Source organism: Achromobacter sp. Bel (assembly GCF_012928505.1).
In the GTDB taxonomy this organism is placed as follows: Bacteria; Pseudomonadota; Gammaproteobacteria; order Burkholderiales; family Burkholderiaceae_B; genus Achromobacter.
The window spans coordinates 35821-55051 of record NZ_JABBJN010000038.1 but is presented as its reverse complement, the minus strand read 5'-3'; the positions used below and the strand labels follow the sequence as shown (position 1 = coordinate 55051).

The 19231-nt window shown below is 66.0% G+C and carries 17 protein-coding genes and 1 pseudogene; 10 read left to right on the top strand and 8 right to left on the bottom strand.

Going from position 1 to position 19231, the window contains the following annotated elements:
• The 5 genes and pseudogenes from HG262_RS21570 to gspG all read right to left on the bottom strand — a co-directional run.
• A pseudogene (locus HG262_RS21570) lies at window positions 1-528 on the bottom strand (type II secretion system protein GspK); the annotation flags it as partial.
• Entirely contained in the window at window positions 525-1145 is a 621-nt protein-coding gene (locus HG262_RS21565; protein WP_248293447.1) for a prepilin-type N-terminal cleavage/methylation domain-containing protein, read from the bottom strand. The pseudogene HG262_RS21570 and the gene HG262_RS21565, both read right to left, overlap by 4 nt.
• 2 nt (window positions 1146-1147) lie before the next feature.
• Window positions 1148-1555, bottom strand: coding sequence for a type II secretion system minor pseudopilin GspI (gene gspI / locus HG262_RS21560; protein WP_169272964.1), 408 nt, complete (start codon window positions 1553-1555; stop codon window positions 1148-1150).
• Window positions 1542-2030: a type II secretion system minor pseudopilin GspH gene (gene gspH, locus HG262_RS21555; protein WP_169272963.1), complete on the bottom strand. Its 489-nt coding sequence runs from the start codon at window positions 2028-2030 to the stop codon at window positions 1542-1544. Before gspH ends, gspI begins: the two co-directional genes overlap by 14 nt.
• A complete protein-coding gene (gene gspG / locus HG262_RS21550; RefSeq protein ID WP_169272962.1) occupies window positions 2002-2430 on the bottom strand; it encodes a type II secretion system major pseudopilin GspG in 429 nt (142 codons plus the stop codon). Before gspG ends, gspH begins: the two co-directional genes overlap by 29 nt.
• Window positions 2431-2472: 42 nt before the next feature.
• Between gspG and HG262_RS21545 the strand changes: the two genes are divergently transcribed.
• Window positions 2473-2703, top strand: a complete 231-nt coding sequence (locus tag HG262_RS21545) for a hypothetical protein (protein ID WP_169272961.1) — start codon at window positions 2473-2475, stop codon at window positions 2701-2703.
• Between the two features lie 73 nt (window positions 2704-2776).
• Here the strand turns inward: HG262_RS21545 and HG262_RS21540 are convergent, their stop codons facing one another.
• Entirely contained in the window at window positions 2777-3220 is a 444-nt protein-coding gene (locus HG262_RS21540) for a general secretion pathway protein GspC (RefSeq protein ID WP_169272960.1), read from the bottom strand.
• Between the two features lie 196 nt (window positions 3221-3416).
• Between HG262_RS21540 and HG262_RS21535 the strand changes: the two genes are divergently transcribed.
• The 4 genes from HG262_RS21535 (at window position 3417) to HG262_RS21520 (ending at window position 10035) form a co-directional block, all read left to right on the top strand.
• Complete coding sequence (locus HG262_RS21535; RefSeq protein ID WP_169272959.1) at window positions 3417-5390, top strand: alkaline phosphatase PhoX; 1974 nt, start codon at window positions 3417-3419, stop codon at window positions 5388-5390.
• 225 nt (window positions 5391-5615) lie between these two features.
• Window positions 5616-7622, top strand: a complete 2007-nt coding sequence (locus HG262_RS30870) for a LamG-like jellyroll fold domain-containing protein (RefSeq protein WP_248293446.1) — start codon at window positions 5616-5618, stop codon at window positions 7620-7622.
• Window positions 7623-7642: 20 nt separating this feature from the next.
• Window positions 7643-7828: a hypothetical protein gene (locus tag HG262_RS21525; protein WP_006227372.1), complete on the top strand. Its 186-nt coding sequence runs from the start codon at window positions 7643-7645 to the stop codon at window positions 7826-7828.
• A 35-nt stretch (window positions 7829-7863) separates the two neighbouring features.
• Window positions 7864-10035 (top strand): phospholipase C, phosphocholine-specific, encoded by a 2172-nt coding sequence (locus tag HG262_RS21520; RefSeq protein ID WP_169272958.1) that lies wholly within the window; start codon window positions 7864-7866, stop codon window positions 10033-10035.
• 3 nt (window positions 10036-10038) lie between these two features.
• On the opposite strand, the gene HG262_RS21515 is transcribed toward HG262_RS21520, so the two are convergent.
• Window positions 10039-10941: a LysR family transcriptional regulator gene (locus HG262_RS21515; protein ID WP_169272957.1), complete on the bottom strand. Its 903-nt coding sequence runs from the start codon at window positions 10939-10941 to the stop codon at window positions 10039-10041.
• A gap of 101 nt (window positions 10942-11042) precedes the next feature.
• Here HG262_RS21515 and ggt point away from each other — a divergent pair, with 101 nt between their 5' ends.
• The 5 genes from ggt (at window position 11043) to HG262_RS21490 (ending at window position 18082) form a co-directional block, all read left to right on the top strand.
• Window positions 11043-12671, top strand: coding sequence for a gamma-glutamyltransferase (ggt, locus tag HG262_RS21510; protein ID WP_169272956.1), 1629 nt, complete (start codon window positions 11043-11045; stop codon window positions 12669-12671).
• 47 nt (window positions 12672-12718) lie between these two features.
• Window positions 12719-14233 carry an ABC transporter substrate-binding protein gene (locus HG262_RS21505; protein WP_169272955.1) on the top strand — a complete coding sequence of 505 codons (1515 nt, stop codon included), beginning with the start codon at window positions 12719-12721 and terminating at the stop codon, window positions 14231-14233.
• A 146-nt stretch (window positions 14234-14379) separates the two neighbouring features.
• A complete protein-coding gene (locus HG262_RS21500) occupies window positions 14380-15324 on the top strand; it encodes an ABC transporter permease (protein ID WP_169272954.1) in 945 nt (314 codons plus the stop codon).
• A complete protein-coding gene (gene nikC, locus HG262_RS21495) occupies window positions 15321-16199 on the top strand; it encodes a nickel transporter permease (RefSeq protein ID WP_169272953.1) in 879 nt (292 codons plus the stop codon). Before HG262_RS21500 ends, nikC begins: the two co-directional genes overlap by 4 nt.
• Window positions 16200-16213: 14 nt before the next feature.
• A complete protein-coding gene (locus tag HG262_RS21490; RefSeq protein ID WP_211187650.1) occupies window positions 16214-18082 on the top strand; it encodes a dipeptide ABC transporter ATP-binding protein in 1869 nt (622 codons plus the stop codon).
• Window positions 18083-18397: 315 nt separating this feature from the next.
• Here the strand turns inward: HG262_RS21490 and HG262_RS21485 are convergent, their stop codons facing one another.
• Window positions 18398-19054 carry a LysE family translocator gene (locus HG262_RS21485; protein WP_169272951.1) on the bottom strand — a complete coding sequence of 219 codons (657 nt, stop codon included), beginning with the start codon at window positions 19052-19054 and terminating at the stop codon, window positions 18398-18400.
• Window positions 19055-19231 lie beyond the last annotated feature (177 nt).

The window sequence follows — 19231 nt, the reverse complement described above, 5'->3', positions numbered from 1 at the left end:
CGCGGGGACGGGCTGGCCGTTCGACGAGGCGGGGGAATCCGCCGCCAGCGCCGGGGGCTGCGCGGCGGCGATGATGTCGATGATGTGTCCGGCCAGGGTGTCGGGCAACTGCTGCACGTTCAGCAGCCGGCGCAGCACCTTTTCCTGTTCGGGTTGCGGCACGCCGTTGCGGGCCAGATTGCTCAGGTTGTACTTGCCTTGCTCGTCTTGCACGCGGCCCGAGAACACGGCCACGCGGTCGTCGCCGGGCCGTTCGATGCGCGTGTCCAGCACGGGCGTCGCCCAGATCTGGTCGCCGCGCGTGGTGGACTCGCGCTTGCCGTGATCTCGGATGACCAGGCGCGCCCAGTCGATGCCGCCGGCCAGCATCACGCGGGCCTGCACGCGGGCCAGCTCGATTTCCACGCGCCGGGTGCTGGCGGTCTGGCGCTGGAACAGGCTGGTGGTCAGCGCCGCCACGATTGCGACGATGATCAATGCGCTGATGACTGCCGCGCCGCGTTCGCGGGCCGGGGAAAGCACCGTCATGGCAGCTCCAGGATACGGGTGTAACGCTGTGGCGCGTTGGCCGCGCCGCGTTCCAGCAGGATCTCGATGCCGGTGGGCGCGGTGGCGAAGCTGGCATTGGCGTCGACCCAGCCTGTGCCCGGGATCCAGGCGCGCACGCTCATCACCCGCACGCCGGGCAGGAGCAGCACGCCGTCGGTCGCGGCCGGCAGCGGGCTGCGCGGGGCCGACGGGCCGCTGGCGCGCCACAGGCCGTCCGCCCGCACTTGCCATTGCACGCGCTGCCACAGGCCGTTGCCGTCGGGATCGGGGCGCAGCAGCTCCAGGGTGTTGCCGCCGCTCGCCCGGCGCAACAGGCGCAGGCCGCTCGTCAATACCAGCGCGTCCTTGCCGGCGGGATCAAAACCCGGCCCGGTGTAGGACAACTCGATGTCGCGCCCCATCTGCCCCAGGGTGCGCACGATGGCGTCCGTGTCTTCGGCCTCCTGCTCGATCCAGTCCCGCGCGCTGGACACGCTGGCCAGGCCGCGCCACGCCATCAGGCTGACCAGCGCCATCAGCGCCAGCGCCACCAGTACTTCGATCAGCGTAAAGCCGGCCTGGGCGGCGCGGGCGGGAGGGAAAGCGGCGCGGCGCATGGTCATCGCAGGCTGGACAACAGCCCGTCCAGTTGCAGCAGCACGGCGTCCGGACGCGCGGAGCGGGTGTCGTGGACATTGACGGAAACCTGCCGGAAGCTGCGATTCATGGAATTGGTGAAGACCAGTTCGCATTGCAGCGCGCGGCCGCCCTGCGGGCAGGGCACGGTTTGCGAGCCGGCACGCGGCAGCACCTGGTTCAGCCGAAGCTGGGTCAAGGCGTTCTGCGCGGCCAGCAGCGCCAGCGTCTTGTCCTGCAAGGCGCGGTTATTGGCCGACATGACGCCGGTCGCGCGCAGGGCGGCGGCCATTGCCACGGCAATGATGGCCAGCGCCACCAGCACTTCGATCAGGGTGAAGCCGCGCTGGCGCTGGCGGTCGGCGCGGCGGGGTGGTTCAACGGATGTCATAGCGGCCGGAGGCGTCCCGTTGCAGGGTGATGCTGGCATCCCCCGCGCGGAGCGTAAGCGTCATCGGGGCGGCGACCCATTCGGTGTTGAAGACGAGCGGCCGGTCGGGATCCTGCCGCAGCTGGACCGCGCCGGCCGCCCAGGTTTGCGGGCGCAGCATGTCGTCGTGCTCCAGGCGGTCGACGGGCACGGGCGTGTCTTCTTCCGCGCTGGGGCCCAGCAGGCGCCCCTGGCGCTCGAATGACCAGCCTTGGCCGTTGGCCAGCCAGCGGATGGGGCGGCCGTCGCTGCGGGCTTCGCTTTGCGCCACCGTGAAGGCGTCGGCCAGGCGTTGGGCATCGCTGCGCAGGCCGTTGTCGCTTTTGCCAATGGACAGGCTGACCATGCTGGCCGCGATGGCCACGATCACCAGGACCACCAGCACTTCCACCAGTGTGAAGCCGCGTTCAGAGCTCCCAGGAACCGATGTCGGCATCGCCGCTTTCTCCCCCGGGCTTGTTGTCGGCGCCGAACGAGAAGACATCGATGTCGCCCTTGACGCCGGGGCTCAGGTATTGGTACGGGTGACCCCAGGGGTCATTGGGCAACTTGTCCAGATAGCCGCGCCAGTTGTTGGCGCCGTCGGGCTTTTCGGCCAGCGCCCGCAGCCCTTGCGCCGTGGTGGGATAGCGGCCGTTGTCCAGCCGGTAGAGCTTTAACGCCTGCATGATGCCTGCGATGTCCTGGCGCGCGGCGACTTGCCGGGCCTGGTCGGGACGGTCCAGCACGCGCGGCACGATCAGGGCCGCCAGGATCCCCATGATCACAATCACCACCATGATCTCGATCAAGGTGAAACCTTGCTGGCGGGCAAGCCCACGCGGTAACTGACGCACTTTGCAACTCCGGTCTTTTCCTAGAAGCACGGAATTGTGGACATGAAATATGACAGTAATGCGTTGCCGTGCCGCCCGCCTGCTACCATGGCCTTTCTACAAGGAGCGGTAATGGCTACAAAAGAGAAGTCTTCGACTGGATTGGCGGCGTTGGTTGAAAAGGCGCTTCAACAGAAGAAGCAGGCTGCCGCCTCACAGAAGCCGGCAGGGTCTTCCCTGTCGAACCTGGCAGGCCGCAAGCAAATGGGCCGCCCCGCGGGCCGTAAGCGCTGATCGGCGGGCGCTTGAAAGGAAGCGCCGCCTGACCCGCAAGCCATCAGACCCAAGTCCCCGGGTTTCAAGCGTTTCAATTCACCTGCGCTATCCCCGCTGGCGCCGCCAGCGCGGCGGGCGTTGCCAAGCGGTTCAATCTTCCCCCTTGCTCCACCGTGACGGCATCTGCGGCGATATCGCGCAGCACAATGCCCGGGGCCACCTCGCCGCCCGCCCGGTAAGCCAGGGGCGGGCCGCCATCCACGCTTAGCACCGCCGCGCCATCAGGGCCGGCCGCAATCAGGCCCAGCACGCTGATCTGCGTGCGCATCACCTCGTCTTTTCCGAACCACAGCGCCACCGGCGTGTTGTCGGCTGCGCGCGGCGCGGCGGCCGACACGGCGGGCGGCAAGGGGCCGGGGCGCGGTGCAAGCAGCACTGCGGCCCATACGCCCACGCCCGCGGCAAGCGCCAGCACGGCAAGGACGCGCAGCGCGGCGGGCGCGGACGGCAGGGAAAGGCGCAGGGAAAGAGGCATGGCGGCAGCAGCGGATACGAAGAAGCGACGCGCCCGACTATAGCGGTTGTTCATGACAATGCCGATACCGGAAATCGGCCTTCGATTCAGGTCCTGTACAGCTTTCTGTCATTGCCCTTACACGGCGCCTATCTAGCATGCCGGCAACGCTCGACCTTCCGCGAGCGCATTCATCCGATCCAACTGGGACACCCGCATGCAAGATATGAATCAAGCCAATCGCCGCCGACTCCTGAAGATGCTGGGAGGCGCGCCGATGCTGCCGATCGGCGGCGTCAGCATGGCGGCGCTGCTGGCCGGCTGTAATTCGAGCGACGACGATGATGACGGCGATGGTTCGACGAATCCGAATCCGAATCCCAATCCGCCGACCGCGCCGGTGACGTTCACGTCCGCGGCGTTCACATCGATGCCCGCGCCGACGCTGGCCACGCCCCAGCTGATGGCGCGCACGACCGTGAGCTCGGCGCTGGCGCTGACTTTCAGCGACGGTTCCAAGCGCACCGTCGAACTGGGCTACGAGCCGTTCTTCATGACGGGCGACGCGGTGCCGGACGGCAAGGGCGGCACGATGGTGGCGGGTGGCTACTTCAACCTGGCCGGCGCGCCCATCATGGACAACTCGGTGCCCGCAAAGGCCCGCCAGTTCTTCTCGAACTGTCCGGACGGCACGTCGCTGCTGGCGCTGTCGGAGCCGACCACGGTCGCCGGCGTCGCCGGCAACGCGGTCTATGCCGTGGTGCAGTTCGAATACCAGTCGATGGACCAGGCCGGCGCCGACATGTACGGCTTGCTGCCGTCGCCGATCGCCGTGCTGACGCTGTCGCAGGACCCGAACACCGGCAAGCTCAGCCTGGTGAAATACAGCAACGTCGACACGTCTTCGGTGCACGGCCTGTGGATCACCTGCGGCGCCAGCCTGTCGCCCTGGGGTACCCACCTGTCCAGCGAAGAGTACGAGCCGGACGCGACGGTCGCCCGCACGCAGGCGTCGTTCCAGGCCTACAGCCAGAACGTCTACGGCGACCCGGCCAAGGCCAATCCGTACCACTACGGCCATATGCCGGAAGTGACGGTGCATCCGGACGGCACGGGCACCATCAAAAAGCACTATTGCATGGGCCGCATCTCGCACGAGCTGGTGCAGATGATGCCCGACCAGCGCACCGCGCTGATGGGCGACGATGCCACCAACGGCGGCCTGTTCATGTTCGTGGCCGACCGCAAGGCCGACCTGTCGGCGGGTACGCTGTACGTGGCCCAATGGACGCAGACCTCGGGCACGGGCCCGGGCGCCGGCACGTTGAAGTGGATCAAGCTGGGTCACGCCACCAGCGCCGAAGTCAAGGAACTGGCTGACCAGCTGGTGGCGGCCGACATCATGGACGTGCGCACCGCCGACCCGGCCGACGCGGCTTTCACCAAGATCCGTTACAGCGGCAAGGATAATTGGGTCAAGCTGCAGCCGGGCCGCCGCCAGGCCGCGGCCTTCCTGGAAACGCACCGCTACGCGGCGATGGTGGGCGGCACGCTGGCCTTCACCAAGATGGAAGGCACTACCGTTAATGCTCGCGACAAAATCGCCTATAGCGCCATGTCCCGTGTGGAATCGTCGATGATCGACGGCAAAGTCCCGGGCCTGAAGGTCGAAGGCAATTCGGCTGGTGCCGTGTACCAGTTGCACATGAAGGCGGGCCAGGTGGATACCGACGGCAGCGCGATCGACAGCGAATGGGTGCCGGTCGACATGGGCGCCGTGGCGGAGCTGATCGGCAAGCCGCTGGCCGCGCCGGATGCGCTGGGCAACACGCATGACGCCGAGTTCATCTCCAACCCCGACAACCTGAAGTTCTCCGAAAAGCTGCGAACCCTGTTCGTGGGCGAGGACAGCGGCGGCCACGTCAACAACTTCATGTGGGCCTACAACGTCGACACCAAGGCCTTGTCGCGCTTGCTGTCGTGCCCGGTGGCGGCGGAATCCACCGGCCTGCAGGCCGTGGACGAGATCAACGGCTGGACCTACATCACCAGCAACTTCCAGCATGCGGCCGATTGGGGCGGCATTCACGCGGTGGTGCGGCCGACGCTGGAACCGCTGGTCAAGGCCAATTACAAGGACGGCTTCGGCGCGGCTGTCGGTTATCTGACCGGCGTGAAGATCGGCGCGTAAGCGGCGCGCCAACGCATGTAAGGCGGGGCGGCGCAGGCGCCGCTTCCGTTGCAGTTCTTAGGACCGGTACGCCGGTCCTTTTTCATGGGCGGCGCTACGGCCTTTTTCGCAAAAGAATCCTGATCCGTCGATCAAGCTTTCTGCCCTTTGTTTCATGGGGCCTTCACGTTGAACCGCCACTATGTGCGCAGCGTAAAACCCTGTTCATGAAACGAGAAGATAAGCATGCAAGCATTGAATTGGAGAAGATGGTGCGCCATGTTGCTGGCGACCAGCGCATTGGCGGGCTGTGGGGGCAGCGACGATGACGACGACGCCGAGGCGCCTCCCACGACGCCGCCGGTGACCGAGCCCGGCAAGCCGGCCGTCGAGAAGGTGCTGTTCATCGGCGTTGATGGCTTGACCTATGACGCCATGCGCAGCGGCGTTGCGGACAAGACCCTGTCCAACATCGGGCAGTTGACAGTCACCCGCGCTTGGACGGGCGGCGTGACGGGCGGAGTGACCCAGCAGCCTACGCTGGCCGCACCGGGCTGGGCCACCTTGCTGACCGGCCAATGGGCCGACGTGCACGGCGTGCGGTCCGACGCGACGGGCCAGGCGATGAAGTCGCCCAGCCTGTTCCAGCGCGTGAAGACGGCGCGTCCTGACGCGCGCCTGGCAGGGGCGTTCAATTCGACGCTGCTGGCGGGGCTGGTCAGCCGCGATCGCGATGCCGGCTATGTGCAAGCGGTGACGGACTGCGCGGGCGTCGACGATTGCGTCGCCACGCAGGCCCGCGACCGCATCACGGAAGGCTACGACGTGGTCGTGGCCCAGTTCGGCGCCGCCGAGCGCGCCGCGTCCGACAGCGGCTTCGGCGCCAACTACCAGGCCGTGATCCGGCAGACGGATGCCGCCGTGGGCGTGCTGGCCAAGCAGATCGCCGACCGCCGCGCCGCGAATCCCAACGAGAACTGGCTGATCGTCGTGGCGACGAGCCACGGCCTGGGCAAGACGGGCACCGTCGACGGCCTGCCGCTGTCCTCGAACAAGACCATCATGCTGGCCACGAACCAGCCGGCGATGCTGGGCGGCACGGCCGACGATGCGTCGTTTGACGGCGTCTGGGACAGCAATTGGTACGCGCTGCCCAGCGCTGCCGACGTTGCCCCGACGATGCTTGCGCATCTGGGCGCGCTGCCGGCCGACGGCCAGTACGACATGGCGGGCACGTCGTTGTCGGAGCCGCTGGCGCTGCGCCGCCTGGCGACCCGCACGTCGATGGACAACAAGACCGTGACGCTGTCCTGGGTGCGCGTTGGCGAACCCGACGGCGAGATCGTCGTCAGCCGCGACGGCGCCGAAGTGGCGCGCCTGCCCGGCACGGCGACGGAATACGCGGATACGGGTTTCACGTTCGATACCGAAGGCGTGCACACGTTGGACTACAGCGTGTCCGCAGGGCGAGCCGTCAGCGCCACGCGCGCCACGGTGGTGTATGCCAAGCCCGTGGTGCTGTTGCCGTCGCTGCGCACCGGTCTGACGATGCTGTTCCCATTTGAAGGCAACGTGACCGACATCGCGGCGGGCGGCGGCGTGATCACGCCGTACGACGGCGTGCAAGCCCCGGCCTTCGCCGATGCGGGCGTATTCGGCAAGATGTTCAAGAACGAGCGCGGTTCGGCCGCCCTGGGCGCCTTCAAGCTGGACTACCCGGCGGGCCTGCTCGACAGCCTGCAGGTCTTCACGATCGGCTTCTGGTTCCAGTCCGACGGCACGGCCAACGATCGCTCGATCCTGGGCAACAAGGACTACAACTCCGGCGGCAACCCCGGCATCACCATCGCGCAGTGGGCCGGCCCCGAGCTGCGCTTCAACCTGGCGGGCGGCGGATCGCGCGTCGACATCAACGGCGTGAAGTTCACGGCCAACAAGCCGGTCTATATCGCCATGACCGTCGACAAGACCGCCAAGACGATGACGGCCTCCGTCTACGACAGCGAACTGGGATTCACGCGCCGCTCGACCGCCACGGGTTCGGTGAACCTGGCCCAGGTGGCCGGCGTCTTCGGTCCGCACATCGGCTTGAACGAAGACGGCCGCGGCACCTACGGCATCTGCTGCGCCGGCACCAAAGGCCCCTACACGATGAATTTCGACGACCTGGCCTTCTGGTCGCGTGCCTTGACCGAGGCCGAAGTGAAGTCGCTGGCCATGTCCGGCAAGTCCGTTTCCGAACTGTTTCCCTGATGTTCCTAGGATAGAAAACCATGAGCAACTCCTTGATCTTGCGCGGTTTGCTGCGCGTCGGCGCGGTGCTGATGCTGACCGCGACGCTGGCCGCCTGCGGCGGCGATGACGGCGACGACAGCAAGCCCGACAACGGCGGCGGAACCGAAACCCCGACGCCCGTGCCGCCCACGCCGGCCAAGCCCGAACTGCGTTGCGCGCCTTGAGCCGCGCTCCCTACCGAGTCATAGGAAACGAAACCGTGAAGTCCGAAAAAGACCCGATCCACGCCGGCAAGCGCCGCTTCCTGCGCAACGCCGCGGCGTCCACCGCCGGCCTGACCGCGCTGTCGATGTTCCCGCCGGCCATCCGCCGCGCGCTGGCCATTCCGGCCAACAACCGCACCGGCACGATCAACGACGTCGAGCACGTGGTCATCCTGATGCAGGAAAACCGCTCGTTCGACATGTACTTCGGCACGTTCAAGGGCGTGCGCGGTTTTGGCGACCGCATCACGATCCCGCTGGCGCAGAACCGTTCGGTCTGGGAACAGACCAATGGCACGCGCGTGGTCATGCCGTATCACCTGGACAGCACGCAGGGCAACGCCCAGCGCGTGTCGGGCACGCCGCACGATTACATGGATGCGCAGATGGCCTGGGACGGCGGCCGCATGAACCAGTGGCCGCGCTACAAGCAGAACCAGTCGATGGGCTACTACCGCCAGAAAGAGGTGGAGTTCCAGTTCGCGCTGGCTGAAGCGTTCACCCTGTGCGACGCCTATCACTGTTCCACGCACGGCGGCACCAACACGAACCGCCTGTTCCACTGGACGGGCACCAACGACCCCTTGGCGCAAGGCAATGGCCCGTCGACCCGCAACCAGTGGGACAGCCTGGGCGCGTCCACCACCGGCTGGACCTGGACGACCTATCCCGAGCGGCTGCAAAAGGCCGGCGTCAGCTGGACGGTCTACCAGAACCTGCCCGAGAACTTCGGCGACAATCCGCTGGCCGGTTTCCAGCAGTACCGCCGCGCCAACGAGCAGGCGGGCAATTCCGCCAATGGCGCGCCGTACCCGGCCTGGACCCCCAGCATGGATGCCGCCAACCCGCTGTACAAGGGCACGGCCAACACCATGCCCGACGGCGGCTTCCTGCAAGCCCTGCGCGACGACGTCAACAACGGCAGGCTGCCGCAGGTGTCCTGGATCGTGGCGCCCGCCACCTATTCCGAGCACCCGGGTCCGTCCAGCCCCGTCCAGGGCGCGTGGTATATCCAGGAAACGCTGGATGCGCTGACGTCGAACCCGGACGTGTGGAGCAAGACCGTCCTGCTGATCAATTTCGACGAGAACGATGGCTATTTCGACCACGTGCCGCCGCCCGCCGCGCCGTCGCTGAACCCGGACGGTTCGATGGCCGGCGCGTCCACGGTCAACACCGACCTGGAACGCCACACGCACGCCTCGGCACAGGACGCGGCCGACAACCGCGTTTACGGCCCCGGTCCGCGCGTGCCCATGTACGTGGTGTCACCGTGGAGCCGCGGCGGCTGGGTGAATTCCCAGGCGTTCGACCACACGTCCGTGCTGCGCTTCCTGGAAGCCCGTTTCGGCGTGAAGGAAGACAACATCAGCCCGTGGCGCCGCGCCGTGCTGGGCGACATGACATCGGCCTTTAACTTCGCCACGCCCAACGACGAGAAGCTGCCTGACCTGAACATCCTGACCCGCGCGGGCGCGGACCAGGAGCGGGACGCGCAGCAGGCGCTGATGGCGGTGCCGCTGCCCGACCCCAGCAACCAGGCCAAGCCGGTGCAGGAAAAGGGCTTACGCTACTCGCGCGCCTTGCCGTATGAACTGCACACCAGCGGCCGCAGCCAGCCCAATACGGGCAACATGTGGCTGGTGTTTTCCAACACGGGCAAGCAGGCGGCGGTATTCCACGTCTATGACCGCCTGCATCTGGATCGCCTGCCGCGCCGCTACACGGTGGAAGCCGGTAAGCAGTTGGAAGGCAGCTGGGACACGGCGGCGGATGGGGGCAAGTACGACCTGTGGGTGCTGGGCCCCAACGGCTACCACCGCCAGTTCTCGGGCGACCTGGCTTTGGCACGGACGTCGCAGCTGGACCCGGAAATCCGCGTCTGCTACGACATCGCCAACGGTGACGTCTACGTCAGCTTCATCAACAGCGGCAAAGACGCCTGCACCTTCGAGGTCACCCCCAACGCGTACTACAGCAACAATGAGCGTTGGACGCTGACCGTGCCCGCAGGCAGCAAGGTCGAGCAGCACTGGGCGCTGGAGGCCAGCGGCCATTGGTATGACTTTACGGTCCGCCTGGCCGAGGACCCGTCCTACCTGCGCCGCTTCGCCGGCCGCGTCGAAACCGGCAAACCGTCGGTGACCGACCCGGCGATGGCGACCTGACGGTCAGGCGGCGGCCTGCGGTTCGCGCGCCCGGAACGCCGTGGCGCATGCCTCGCAGATCGCCGCCGTAATGCCCTGGCGCGCGTGCTCGCGCCGTTCCAGCATGCCGATGGCCCGCGAAAGCGGGCCTAAGTCTTGGGGCAGCGTCAAGATCCGCAGTTCCGGGCTGTGCTGCCAGTTCGACCCGTTGATCAGCGGCAGCAGGGTCACGCCCACTTCCTGGCGCACCAGTTCCACCAGGGTCTCGATGGCGTTGAGTTCCAGGAATTCGTTCAGTGGGACTGCCAGGCGCCGCAGCAGCCGGTCGATCTGCAGGCCCGTGCGCTGCGTGCGGTCGAATCGCAGGAAGGGGTTGTTTGCCAGCACCTGACGGGCGTCCTTGCCCGTGGCGGATGCCGGGGCGATCACCACCAACTGCTCTTCATATAGCGGGGTCCAGCGCGTGCTGGCCATCTTGCGTCCGGCTTCCACCAGGAACGCCGCGTCCAATTCGCCATCTTCGACCTTGCCGGCCAGTTCGCTGGCCTTGCCCGACAGGATGCGCACGTCCAGCTTCGGGTGGGCCTTCTTCAGGCCCGACACGACCTTGGACAGGGTCCCCATGCAGGACACGATGCTGCCGACCGACACGGCGCCCGCCAGTTCGCCGGGCACGGTGCGCGGCAACCGCATTCGGTCGTATAAATCCAGTAAATGCTTGATTTCAGGTAGCAATTCCCGGCCGGCTGCGTTAAGAATGGCAAGACGCCCGCTGCGGTCGAACAGCTCGCGGCCCAGTTCGGCCTCCAGCGAACGCATCTGGAAGCTGACGGCTGCCTGGGTCAGGGCCACTTGCTCGGCGGCTTCGGAGAATGAGCCGTGGTGGGCGACAGCCAGGAAAGTGCGCAAAAACCGGATGGTACTCATAAAATTTTCTTTTATGACTGAACAAAAAATCAAATTGATTTAATTAGACCACGAGAGTACCTTCGCCTGCTTAACCGTTCAGACCGTTTAGAGACAAGCCGATGAAAACCTTTGACTGGGTCAACCCGTATCCTTCCGTTCGCATCCCGCTGTTCGCGCGCAACGTGGTGTCCACGTCGCATCCGCTGGCAGCCCAGGCCGGGTTGCGCATGCTGCTCAAGGGCGGCAACGCCGTGGACGCCGCCATCGCGGCCGCGGCCACGATCGTCCTGGTCGAACCCGTATCGTGCGGCCTGGGCGGCGATTGCTTTGCCATCGTCTGGGACGGCAAGGAACTGCATGGCTTGAACTCGTCGGGCGTGGCGCCCGCCGCCTGGAACACCGAATACTTCAAGGCCAAGTACGGCACGGGTCCGGATGGCCTGGCCATCCAGCCTAAGCGCGGCTGGGATGCCGTGACGGTGCCGGGCGTGGTAGCCGGCTGGGCCGCGCTGCATGAAAAGCTGGGCAAGCTGCCGTTCGAGCAACTGTTCGAACCTGCCATTGAAATTGCCGAGCGCGGCTATGCCGTGCCGCCGGTGGTGGCGCACAAGTGGGGCGCCGCCGCGGAAGAACTGAAGTCGCAACCGGGTTACGCCCAGGCATTCATGCCGGAAGGCCGCGCGCCCAAGGTCGGCGAACACTTCCGTTTCCCGGACGCCGCCAATACCCTGCGCCGCATCGCCGAATCCCGCGGCCGCGACTTCTACGAAGGCGAACTGGCCGAACGCATCGCCGCCTTCAGCAAGGAATGCGGTGGCGCGATGACGCTGGAAGACCTGCGCAACTACCGCCCGGACTGGGTCAAGCCCATTTCCAAGTCGTATCGCGGTTACGAGCTGCACGAGATCCCGCCCAACGGGCAGGGCATCGCCGCGCTGATCGCGCTGGGCATCGTCGAACGCTTCGACATGTCCGACATCCCCGTGGATTCCGTGCAGTCGCAGCACATCCAGATCGAAGCCATGAAACTGGCCTTCGCCGACCTGTACAAGTATGTGGCCGACCCGCGCGCCATGCAGGTCACGCCCGAACAGATGCTGTCGGACGCCTATCTGGACAGCCGCGCCAAGCTGATCCGCCTGGACCAGGCCACCCATTTCGAGGCCGGTCGTCCGCACGCCGGCGGCACCATCTACCTGACCGCCGCCGACGAAAACGGCATGATGATTTCGTTCATCCAGTCCAACTACATGGGCTTCGGATCGGGCGTGGTCGTGCCGGGCACCGGCATCAGCATGCAGAACCGTGGCGTGGGCTTCTCGATGGACCCCAAGTCGGCCAACGTGGTCGAAGGTGGCAAGCGCCCGTTCCACACCATCATCCCGGGTTTCCTGACGCGCGGCGGCAAGCCGGTCATGAGCTTCGGCGTGATGGGCGGCGACATGCAGCCCCAAGGCCATATGCAGACGGTCGTGCGCATGATCGACTACCACCAGAACCCCCAGGCCGCCTGCTGCGCGCCGCGCTGGAAGGTCAACCGCGACTTCACGCTGGACATCGAGACCAACATGAAGGCTTCGACCATTGCGGGCCTGAAAGACCTCGGGCATGCTTTGAAGTCCGTTGACGATCCCTATATGGACTTCGGCGCGGGCCAGTTCATCTGGCGCATGTCCGAGAACGACAACGAACTGGGTTATGTCGCCGCCAGCGACAGCCGCCGCGACGGTCAGGCGGTCGGCTTCTAACCCGGCTTCTACATTCAAGCATCGCAAGCAACAAGGGGAAAAACACAATGAAACGCTTGACCATGACCTTCGGCGCCAGCTTGCTGGCGCTGGCCGCGGGGGCCGCGTGCGCCCAGAACATCCGGATCGGCCTGCAGGAAGACCCGGACGTGCTGGACCCGCACCGCGCCCGCACGTATGTCGGCCGCATCGTGTTCACGTCGTTGTGCGACAAGCTGGTGGACATCGACCCCAAGCTGCATTTCGTGCCGCAGCTGGCCACCTCGTGGTCGTTCAGCCCCGACAACAAGGTGCTGACGTTCAAGTTGCGCGAAGACGCGCTGTTCCATGACGGCACCAAGTTCGACGCCACGGCCGCCAAGGCCAACCTGGAACGCGCGATGACGCTGCCGGACAGCCTGCGCAAGGGTGAGCTGGCCTCGGTCGAGAAAGTGGACGCGCCTGACGCGTCTACGCTGGTGCTGACGCTGAAAAAGCCGGACGCCACACTGCTGGCCCAACTGTCCGACCGCGCTGGCATGATGCTGTCGCCCAAGACCTTCGCCGACGCCGACGTGGCCTCGGTGGGCCGCAAGCCCGTGTGCTCGGGTCCGTACAAGTTTGTTGAACGCATCCAGAACGACCGCATCGTGCTGGAGAAATTCGACCAGTACTACGACGCCAAGGACTACGCCTTCAAGCGCGTGACCTTCCTGCCCATCCCCGACACCACGGTGCGCTTGTCGAACCTGCGTGCGGGCGACCTGGACATGCTGGAACGCCTGAACCCGTCGGATGCCCCCCAGGTGAAGAACGACGCCAGCCTGACCTTCGCGCCGGTGGCCGGCCTGGGCTTCCAGCAGTTCATGTTCAACGTGGGCAACGGCAAGCGGGCTGAAGACAATCCGTTCAAGAACAAGCTGGTGCGCCAGGCGTTCCAATACGCGATCGACCGCAATGCCATCAACGACGTGGCAGGCGGCGGCATTTTCGAACCGGCCCAACAGCCGTTCCCGCCCGCCAGCCCCTATCACAGCGACAAGTTCCCGGTCACCCAGCGCGATGTGGCCAAGTCCAAGGCGTTGCTCAAGCAGGCAGGCATGGAACGCGTGAAGGCGGAGCTGGTCTTCGGCAACAACACGACGACCTCGTCGGTGGCCGAAATTGTTCAGGCGATGGCGTCCGAGGCGGGTTTTGACCTATCCTTGCGCCCCACGGAGTACGCGGCCCTGCAAAAGGAATCGTCGGGCGGCAACTTCCAGATCGTGATGCTGGGCTGGTCCGGCCGCGTGGACCCGGATGGCAACATCCATTCGTTCGTGACCTGCAAGGGCGCACTGAACGACGGCCATTACTGCAACCCGGAAGTGGACAAGCTGCTGAACGAGGCCCGCACGATACCGGATGAAGCGAAGCGCAAGGCGATCTACGAGCAGGCGCAGACGATCATCCAGGACGAGCTGCCGGGCGTGTACAACTACTACCAGCCGTGGCCGTTCGCGATGGGCAAGAAGGTCAAGGGCTTTACGCCGTATCCTGACGGCATGATCCGCCTGAAAGGTGTGACATTCGCCCAGAAGTGATGACGACGCGCGGCGGCCCCAGGGCGCCGCGCACGTTGGAGGCGGCGACGCGTTTGCGGCGTCTCCAATGGTTCTTTGCGGCGGCCGCGCGCCAGGTGTCGTTGGCCTGACGCCGTCCGCCGTTCCTGTTCTACGGTTTTTCCCACATGCTTAAACTTATCTTGCGCCGCGTGATCGTCGCGATACCGACACTGATACTGGTGTCGATGATCGTGTTCATGCTGCAGAAAATCCTGCCCGGCGACCCCGTGCTGACACTGGCCGGCGAAGAGCGCGATCCGGCCGTCCTGGACTACCTGCGCGACAAATACCGCTTGAACGATCCGCTGCCGATGCAATACGCGGCCTGGGCCGGCCAGGTGCTGCAGGGGGATCTGGGCAAGTCTTTGCGCACCGACGTGCCCGTCACGACGCTGATCGCGCAAAAGCTGCCCGTCACCCTGCAACTGGCCGCCATGGCCATGTTCTTTGCGCTGTTGATCGGCATCCCGATGGGGATCATCGCCGCGGTGCGCAAAGGCAAGCCCATCGAAATGGGCGCCAACATCGCGGCGCTGTCCGGCATGTCGATCCCCAACTTCTGGCTGGGGATCATCCTGATCATGGTGGTGTCGGTGCAGTGGAAGCTGCTGCCGGCCTCGGGCTACGTATCGCCGGCGGAAGACTTCTGGCTGTCGATCAAGACCATGCTGATGCCCTCGCTGGTGCTGTCCACGGCGATCGCCGCCTACCTGATGCGGCACACGCGTTCGTCCATGCTGGAAGCGCTGTCCGCCGACTATGTGCGTACCGCGCGCGCCAAGGGCGTGTCGCCGCGCCGCGTGGTGCTGCGCCATGCCCTGCGCAACGCGTTGATGCCGATCGTCACCCTGGTGACCTTGCTGTTCGGCGAATTGCTGGCCGGCGCCGTGCTGACCGAACAGGTCTTCACGATCCCGGGCTTCGGCAAACTGGTGGTGGACGCAGTGTTCACGCGCGACTACGCGGTGGTGCAGGGCGTGGTGCTCTGCGTGGCGGTGGGCTTCATCCTGATGAACCTGCTGGCCGACATTCTGTACATCCTGGTCAACCCCCGCCTGAGGCACTCATGAGCGCACTTCCTGCAACGGCCGCAGCCGTCACGCCGCCCCGCAGCCGCAATCGCGCCTGGGGAAAGTTCAAACGCAACCACGTCGCGATGCTGGGCCTGGGCATCGTGGCGTTCTTCGTCCTGCTGGCCGTCCTGGCGCCGTTCATCGCCAACCACGACCCTTTGCAGACCAGCTTCACCACCATCCGCAAGGCGCCGTCGGCGTCGTACTGGCTGGGCACCGACGAGCTGGGCCGCGACATTTTCAGCCGCATGGTTTACGGCGCCCGCGCCTCCCTGATGGCGGGCCTGGTGTCCGTGCTGATCGCGCTGGTGGTGGGCGTGCCTTTCGGGCTTGCCGCCGGCTACTTTGGCGGCTGGACCGACAGCTTCATTTCCCGTGCCACCGAGGCGCTGCTGGCCATCCCGTTCCTGATCCTGGCCATCGCGCTGGCGGCCTTCCTGGGGCCCAGCCTGACCAACGCAATGATCGCCATCGGCGTGTCGGCCGCGCCCAAGTTCGTGCGTTTGACGCGCGGGCAGGTGCTGGCGGTCAAGAATGAAGACTATGTGCAAAGCGCCCGCGCGCTGGGCGCGTCCGACTTGCGCATCATCGGCCGGCACGTTTTCCCCAACGTCATGCCGCCGCTGATCGTACAGGCCACGATCACCATCGCCACGGCCATCATCGCCGAAGCCAGCCTGTCCTTCCTGGGCTTGGGCCTGCAGCCGCCGACGCCGTCGTGGGGCTCGATGCTGAACACGGCCAAGAACTTCATGACCCAGGCGCCCTGGATGTCGATCTTCCCCGGATCGGCCATTTTCCTGGTGGTGCTGGGCTTCAATCTGCTGGGCGACGGGCTGCGCGACGCGCTCGATCCGCGTCAGGAAAAGTAATCACTATGGCAACCATGGATCCCAAACGCGTCGTGCAGGTCGATGACCTGACCGTGCGCTTCAAAACGCCTGACCGCACGGTCGAAGCCGTGCGCAATGTCTCGTTCCACGTCGACCGCGGCGAAACCCTGGCCATCGTGGGCGAGTCCGGTTCGGGCAAGTCCGTGACGTCGCTGGCGCTGATGCGCCTGGTGGAATACGGTGGCGGGAAGATCGTCAACGGCGACATGTTCCTGCGCCGCCGCAATGGCGACGTGCTGGATCTGGCCCACGCGTCCGACAGCACGCTGCAACGGGTGCGCGGCGCCGACGTGGCGATGATCTTCCAGGAGCCGATGACGTCGCTGAACCCCAGCTTCACGGCGGGCAACCAGATTGCCGAGGCCCTGCAGCTGCACCAGGGGCTGGACGCGGCCGGCGCACGCGCGGAAACGCTGCGCATGCTGGAACGCGTGCGCATCCCCGAGGCCCGCGCCATCCTGGACCGCTATCCGCACCAGTTATCCGGGGGCATGCGCCAGCGCGTGATGATCGCGATGGCGCTGTCGTGCAAGCCGCAGCTTCTGATCGCCGATGAGCCGACGACGGCGCTGGACGTCACCATCCAGGCCCAGATCCTGCAACTGATCCGCCAGTTGCAGGAAGAGATGGACATGGGCGTGATTTTCATCACGCACGATATGGGCGTGGTGGCCGAAGTGGCCGATCGCGTGCTGGTGATGTATCGCGGCGACAAGGTGGAAGAGGGCGGTTCGGACGAAATCTTCGCGCGTCCGCAGCACGCCTACACGCGCGCCTTGCTGTCGGCCGTGCCGCGCCTGGGCGCCATGCACGGCACCGACGAGCCCGCGCCGTTCCCGCTGCTGAAGGTCGAGGAAGCCGCCCACGTCGCGGACCCGGCTGCGCTGGTGGATGCGCCCGTGGCGGCGCCGACGACCGTCCGCCGCGAGAACGGGCCGGTGCTAAAGGTGCGCGACCTGACGACCAGTTTCGATATCACGGGCGGCATCCTGGGCCGGGTGCAGAAGCGCGTGCACGCGGTCGAGAAAGTCAGCTTCGATCTATACCCGGGCGAGACCCTGTCGCTGGTGGGCGAGTCCGGTTGCGGCAAGACCACGACGGGCCGGTCGCTGCTGCAGCTGGTCAAGAGCAAGAGCGGCACGATCGAGTTCGACGGCAAGAACATCGGCGCCCTGCGCGGCAGCGCCATGCAGACCTTGCGTCAGCACATCCAGTTCATCTTCCAGGATCCGTTTGCGTCGCTGGACCCGCGGATGACGGTGGGCTATTCCATCATGGAACCCCTGCTGATCCACGGCGTGGCCCGCGGCAAGGCCGCGCAGGATCGTGTGCGCTGGCTGATGGATAAGTGCGGGCTGCTGCCCGAAATGATCGACCGCTATCCGCACGAGTTCTCGGGCGGGCAGCGTCAGCGCATTTGCATTGCGCGGGCGTTGGCGCTGAATCCCAAGGTCGTCATCGCCGACGAGTCGGTGTCGGCGCTGGACGTGTCGATCCAGGCGCAGATCGTGAACCTGTTGCTGGATCTGCAACGTGAACTGGGCGTGTCGTTCCTGTTCATCTCGCACGATATGGCGGTGGTGGAGCGCGTGAGCCACCGAGTGGCGGTGATGTACCTGGGGCAGATCGTCGAGATCGGGCCGCGCCGGGCGATCTTCGAGAACCCGCAGCATCCTTATACGAAGAAGCTGATGGCGGCCGTGCCGATCGCGGATCCGCAGCGGCGGCACCGGGAGCGGTCATTGCTGGTGGACGAGATTCCCAGCCCGATGCGCAAGCTGGGGGATGATCCGTTGGTCGAGCCGTTGGTGGCCGTGGGTGACGGGCATTTTGTGGCTCGGCATGCTATTGGGGTTTATTGAGGCTGCCTGGGGCGTCTTAAGAGTCATTTAGCGTCTTGATCGATTGCGTTCTTGATGCGCAGTCGGCGCGGGGCCGGGGGAGGGCGGGGTGCTTGGCGTTTTTGCCTCGGGCCTGGTGGGATGGAGGAGTTTGCGGGGCCGCCAAAGACGGCCGCGCGGGCGGCCTTTTTTGGCGTTCAAGCGTCTTGCGGCGGGACAATGACGCTTCGCGCTCGCCGGGACATTGCGGCGCATCGCGTAGGATGGGTGAGGCGCGGCAAGGCCTGCCTAATTCAAAGGCGCTCAACGCGCATGACCCACCATGCCGCGCCCGCTTCAGCGCTTCTCCAGCGCCAGCTTCAATCCAAAGGCAATGAACACGGCACCGGTCATACGGTCCAAACCGCGCATCACGGCAGGGCGGGACAGCCATCTTGCCAAGGGGCGGGTGGCGGCGACTAGCAGGGCGAACCAGAGCACGCCCAGGAGCGCGTGGATGGCCGCCAGCAGCAGGCTGAAGGTCAGGACGTCGCTGCCTGCGGGGATGAACTGGGGCAGGAATGTGATGTAGAAGATGCCCACCTTCGGGTTCAGGGCATTGGTCAGGCACCCCCGCAGAAACCAGCCTGTGGCGCTGGTGGCAGCGGGCGCGCCGCGGGGGGCCGGATCAGATGCGGTCGCTTGTGGGTCCGGACTACGGCCGGGCAGGGTGCTCCACAGTAGTTTGGCGCCCAGGTAGAACAAATAGACGGCTGCGCAGATCCGCAGCGTGTCGTACGCCAGCGTGGAGACGGCCAGCAAGGAACCCAGGCCAAACGCGGCGATCGCGCCCCAAAGCAGGCATCCCGCGCAGATGCCCAGCCCCGCCATCAACGCCCGGCGTCCGCCTTCGACGGCGGCGGTGCGCAGGACAAGCGCCGTATCGAGCCCCGGCGTCATCGTGAGGATCGCGGCGGCCAGTGTGAAGGCGAGCAGAGCGGCGGTGGCGGTCATGGTCGGAAGATGAGGGCGTGGGTCAAAAGGGGTTGGCGATGTGGGCAAAGTCCACCAGAAGTGTAACGCCGCCTCCCGCCATTTAGCCCCGACACCGGATGGGCGGCGCGCGCGCAAAGTCCCCATGCGCAAGCCGCCGCGCGCCGCGCGCCGACCATCTCTACCCCCCCTGGATGG

Bases quoted from the DNA above. Each gene is read 5' to 3' on its own strand.
- HG262_RS21565 (WP_248293447.1), bottom strand. From the start codon at position 1,145: ATGCGCCGCGCCGCTTTCCCTCCCGCCCGCGCCGCCCAGGCCGGCTTT.
- gspI (WP_169272964.1), bottom strand. From the start codon at position 1,555: ATGACATCCGTTGAACCACCCCGCCGCGCCGACCGCCAGCGCCAGCGC.
- gspH (WP_169272963.1), bottom strand. From the start codon at position 2,030: ATGCCGACATCGGTTCCTGGGAGCTCTGAACGCGGCTTCACACTGGTG.
- HG262_RS21545 (WP_169272961.1), top strand. From the start codon at position 2,473: ATGAAATATGACAGTAATGCGTTGCCGTGCCGCCCGCCTGCTACCATG.
- HG262_RS21540 (WP_169272960.1), bottom strand. From the start codon at position 3,220: ATGCCTCTTTCCCTGCGCCTTTCCCTGCCGTCCGCGCCCGCCGCGCTG.
- HG262_RS21535 (WP_169272959.1), top strand. From the start codon at position 3,417: ATGCAAGATATGAATCAAGCCAATCGCCGCCGACTCCTGAAGATGCTG.
- HG262_RS30870 (WP_248293446.1), top strand. From the start codon at position 5,616: ATGCAAGCATTGAATTGGAGAAGATGGTGCGCCATGTTGCTGGCGACC.
- HG262_RS21525 (WP_006227372.1), top strand. From the start codon at position 7,643: ATGAGCAACTCCTTGATCTTGCGCGGTTTGCTGCGCGTCGGCGCGGTG.
- HG262_RS21515 (WP_169272957.1), bottom strand. From the start codon at position 10,941: ATGAGTACCATCCGGTTTTTGCGCACTTTCCTGGCTGTCGCCCACCAC.
- ggt (WP_169272956.1), top strand. From the start codon at position 11,043: ATGAAAACCTTTGACTGGGTCAACCCGTATCCTTCCGTTCGCATCCCG.
- HG262_RS21505 (WP_169272955.1), top strand. From the start codon at position 12,719: ATGAAACGCTTGACCATGACCTTCGGCGCCAGCTTGCTGGCGCTGGCC.
- HG262_RS21500 (WP_169272954.1), top strand. From the start codon at position 14,380: ATGCTTAAACTTATCTTGCGCCGCGTGATCGTCGCGATACCGACACTG.
- nikC (WP_169272953.1), top strand. From the start codon at position 15,321: ATGAGCGCACTTCCTGCAACGGCCGCAGCCGTCACGCCGCCCCGCAGC.
- HG262_RS21490 (WP_211187650.1), top strand. From the start codon at position 16,214: ATGGATCCCAAACGCGTCGTGCAGGTCGATGACCTGACCGTGCGCTTC.
- HG262_RS21485 (WP_169272951.1), bottom strand. From the start codon at position 19,054: ATGACCGCCACCGCCGCTCTGCTCGCCTTCACACTGGCCGCCGCGATC.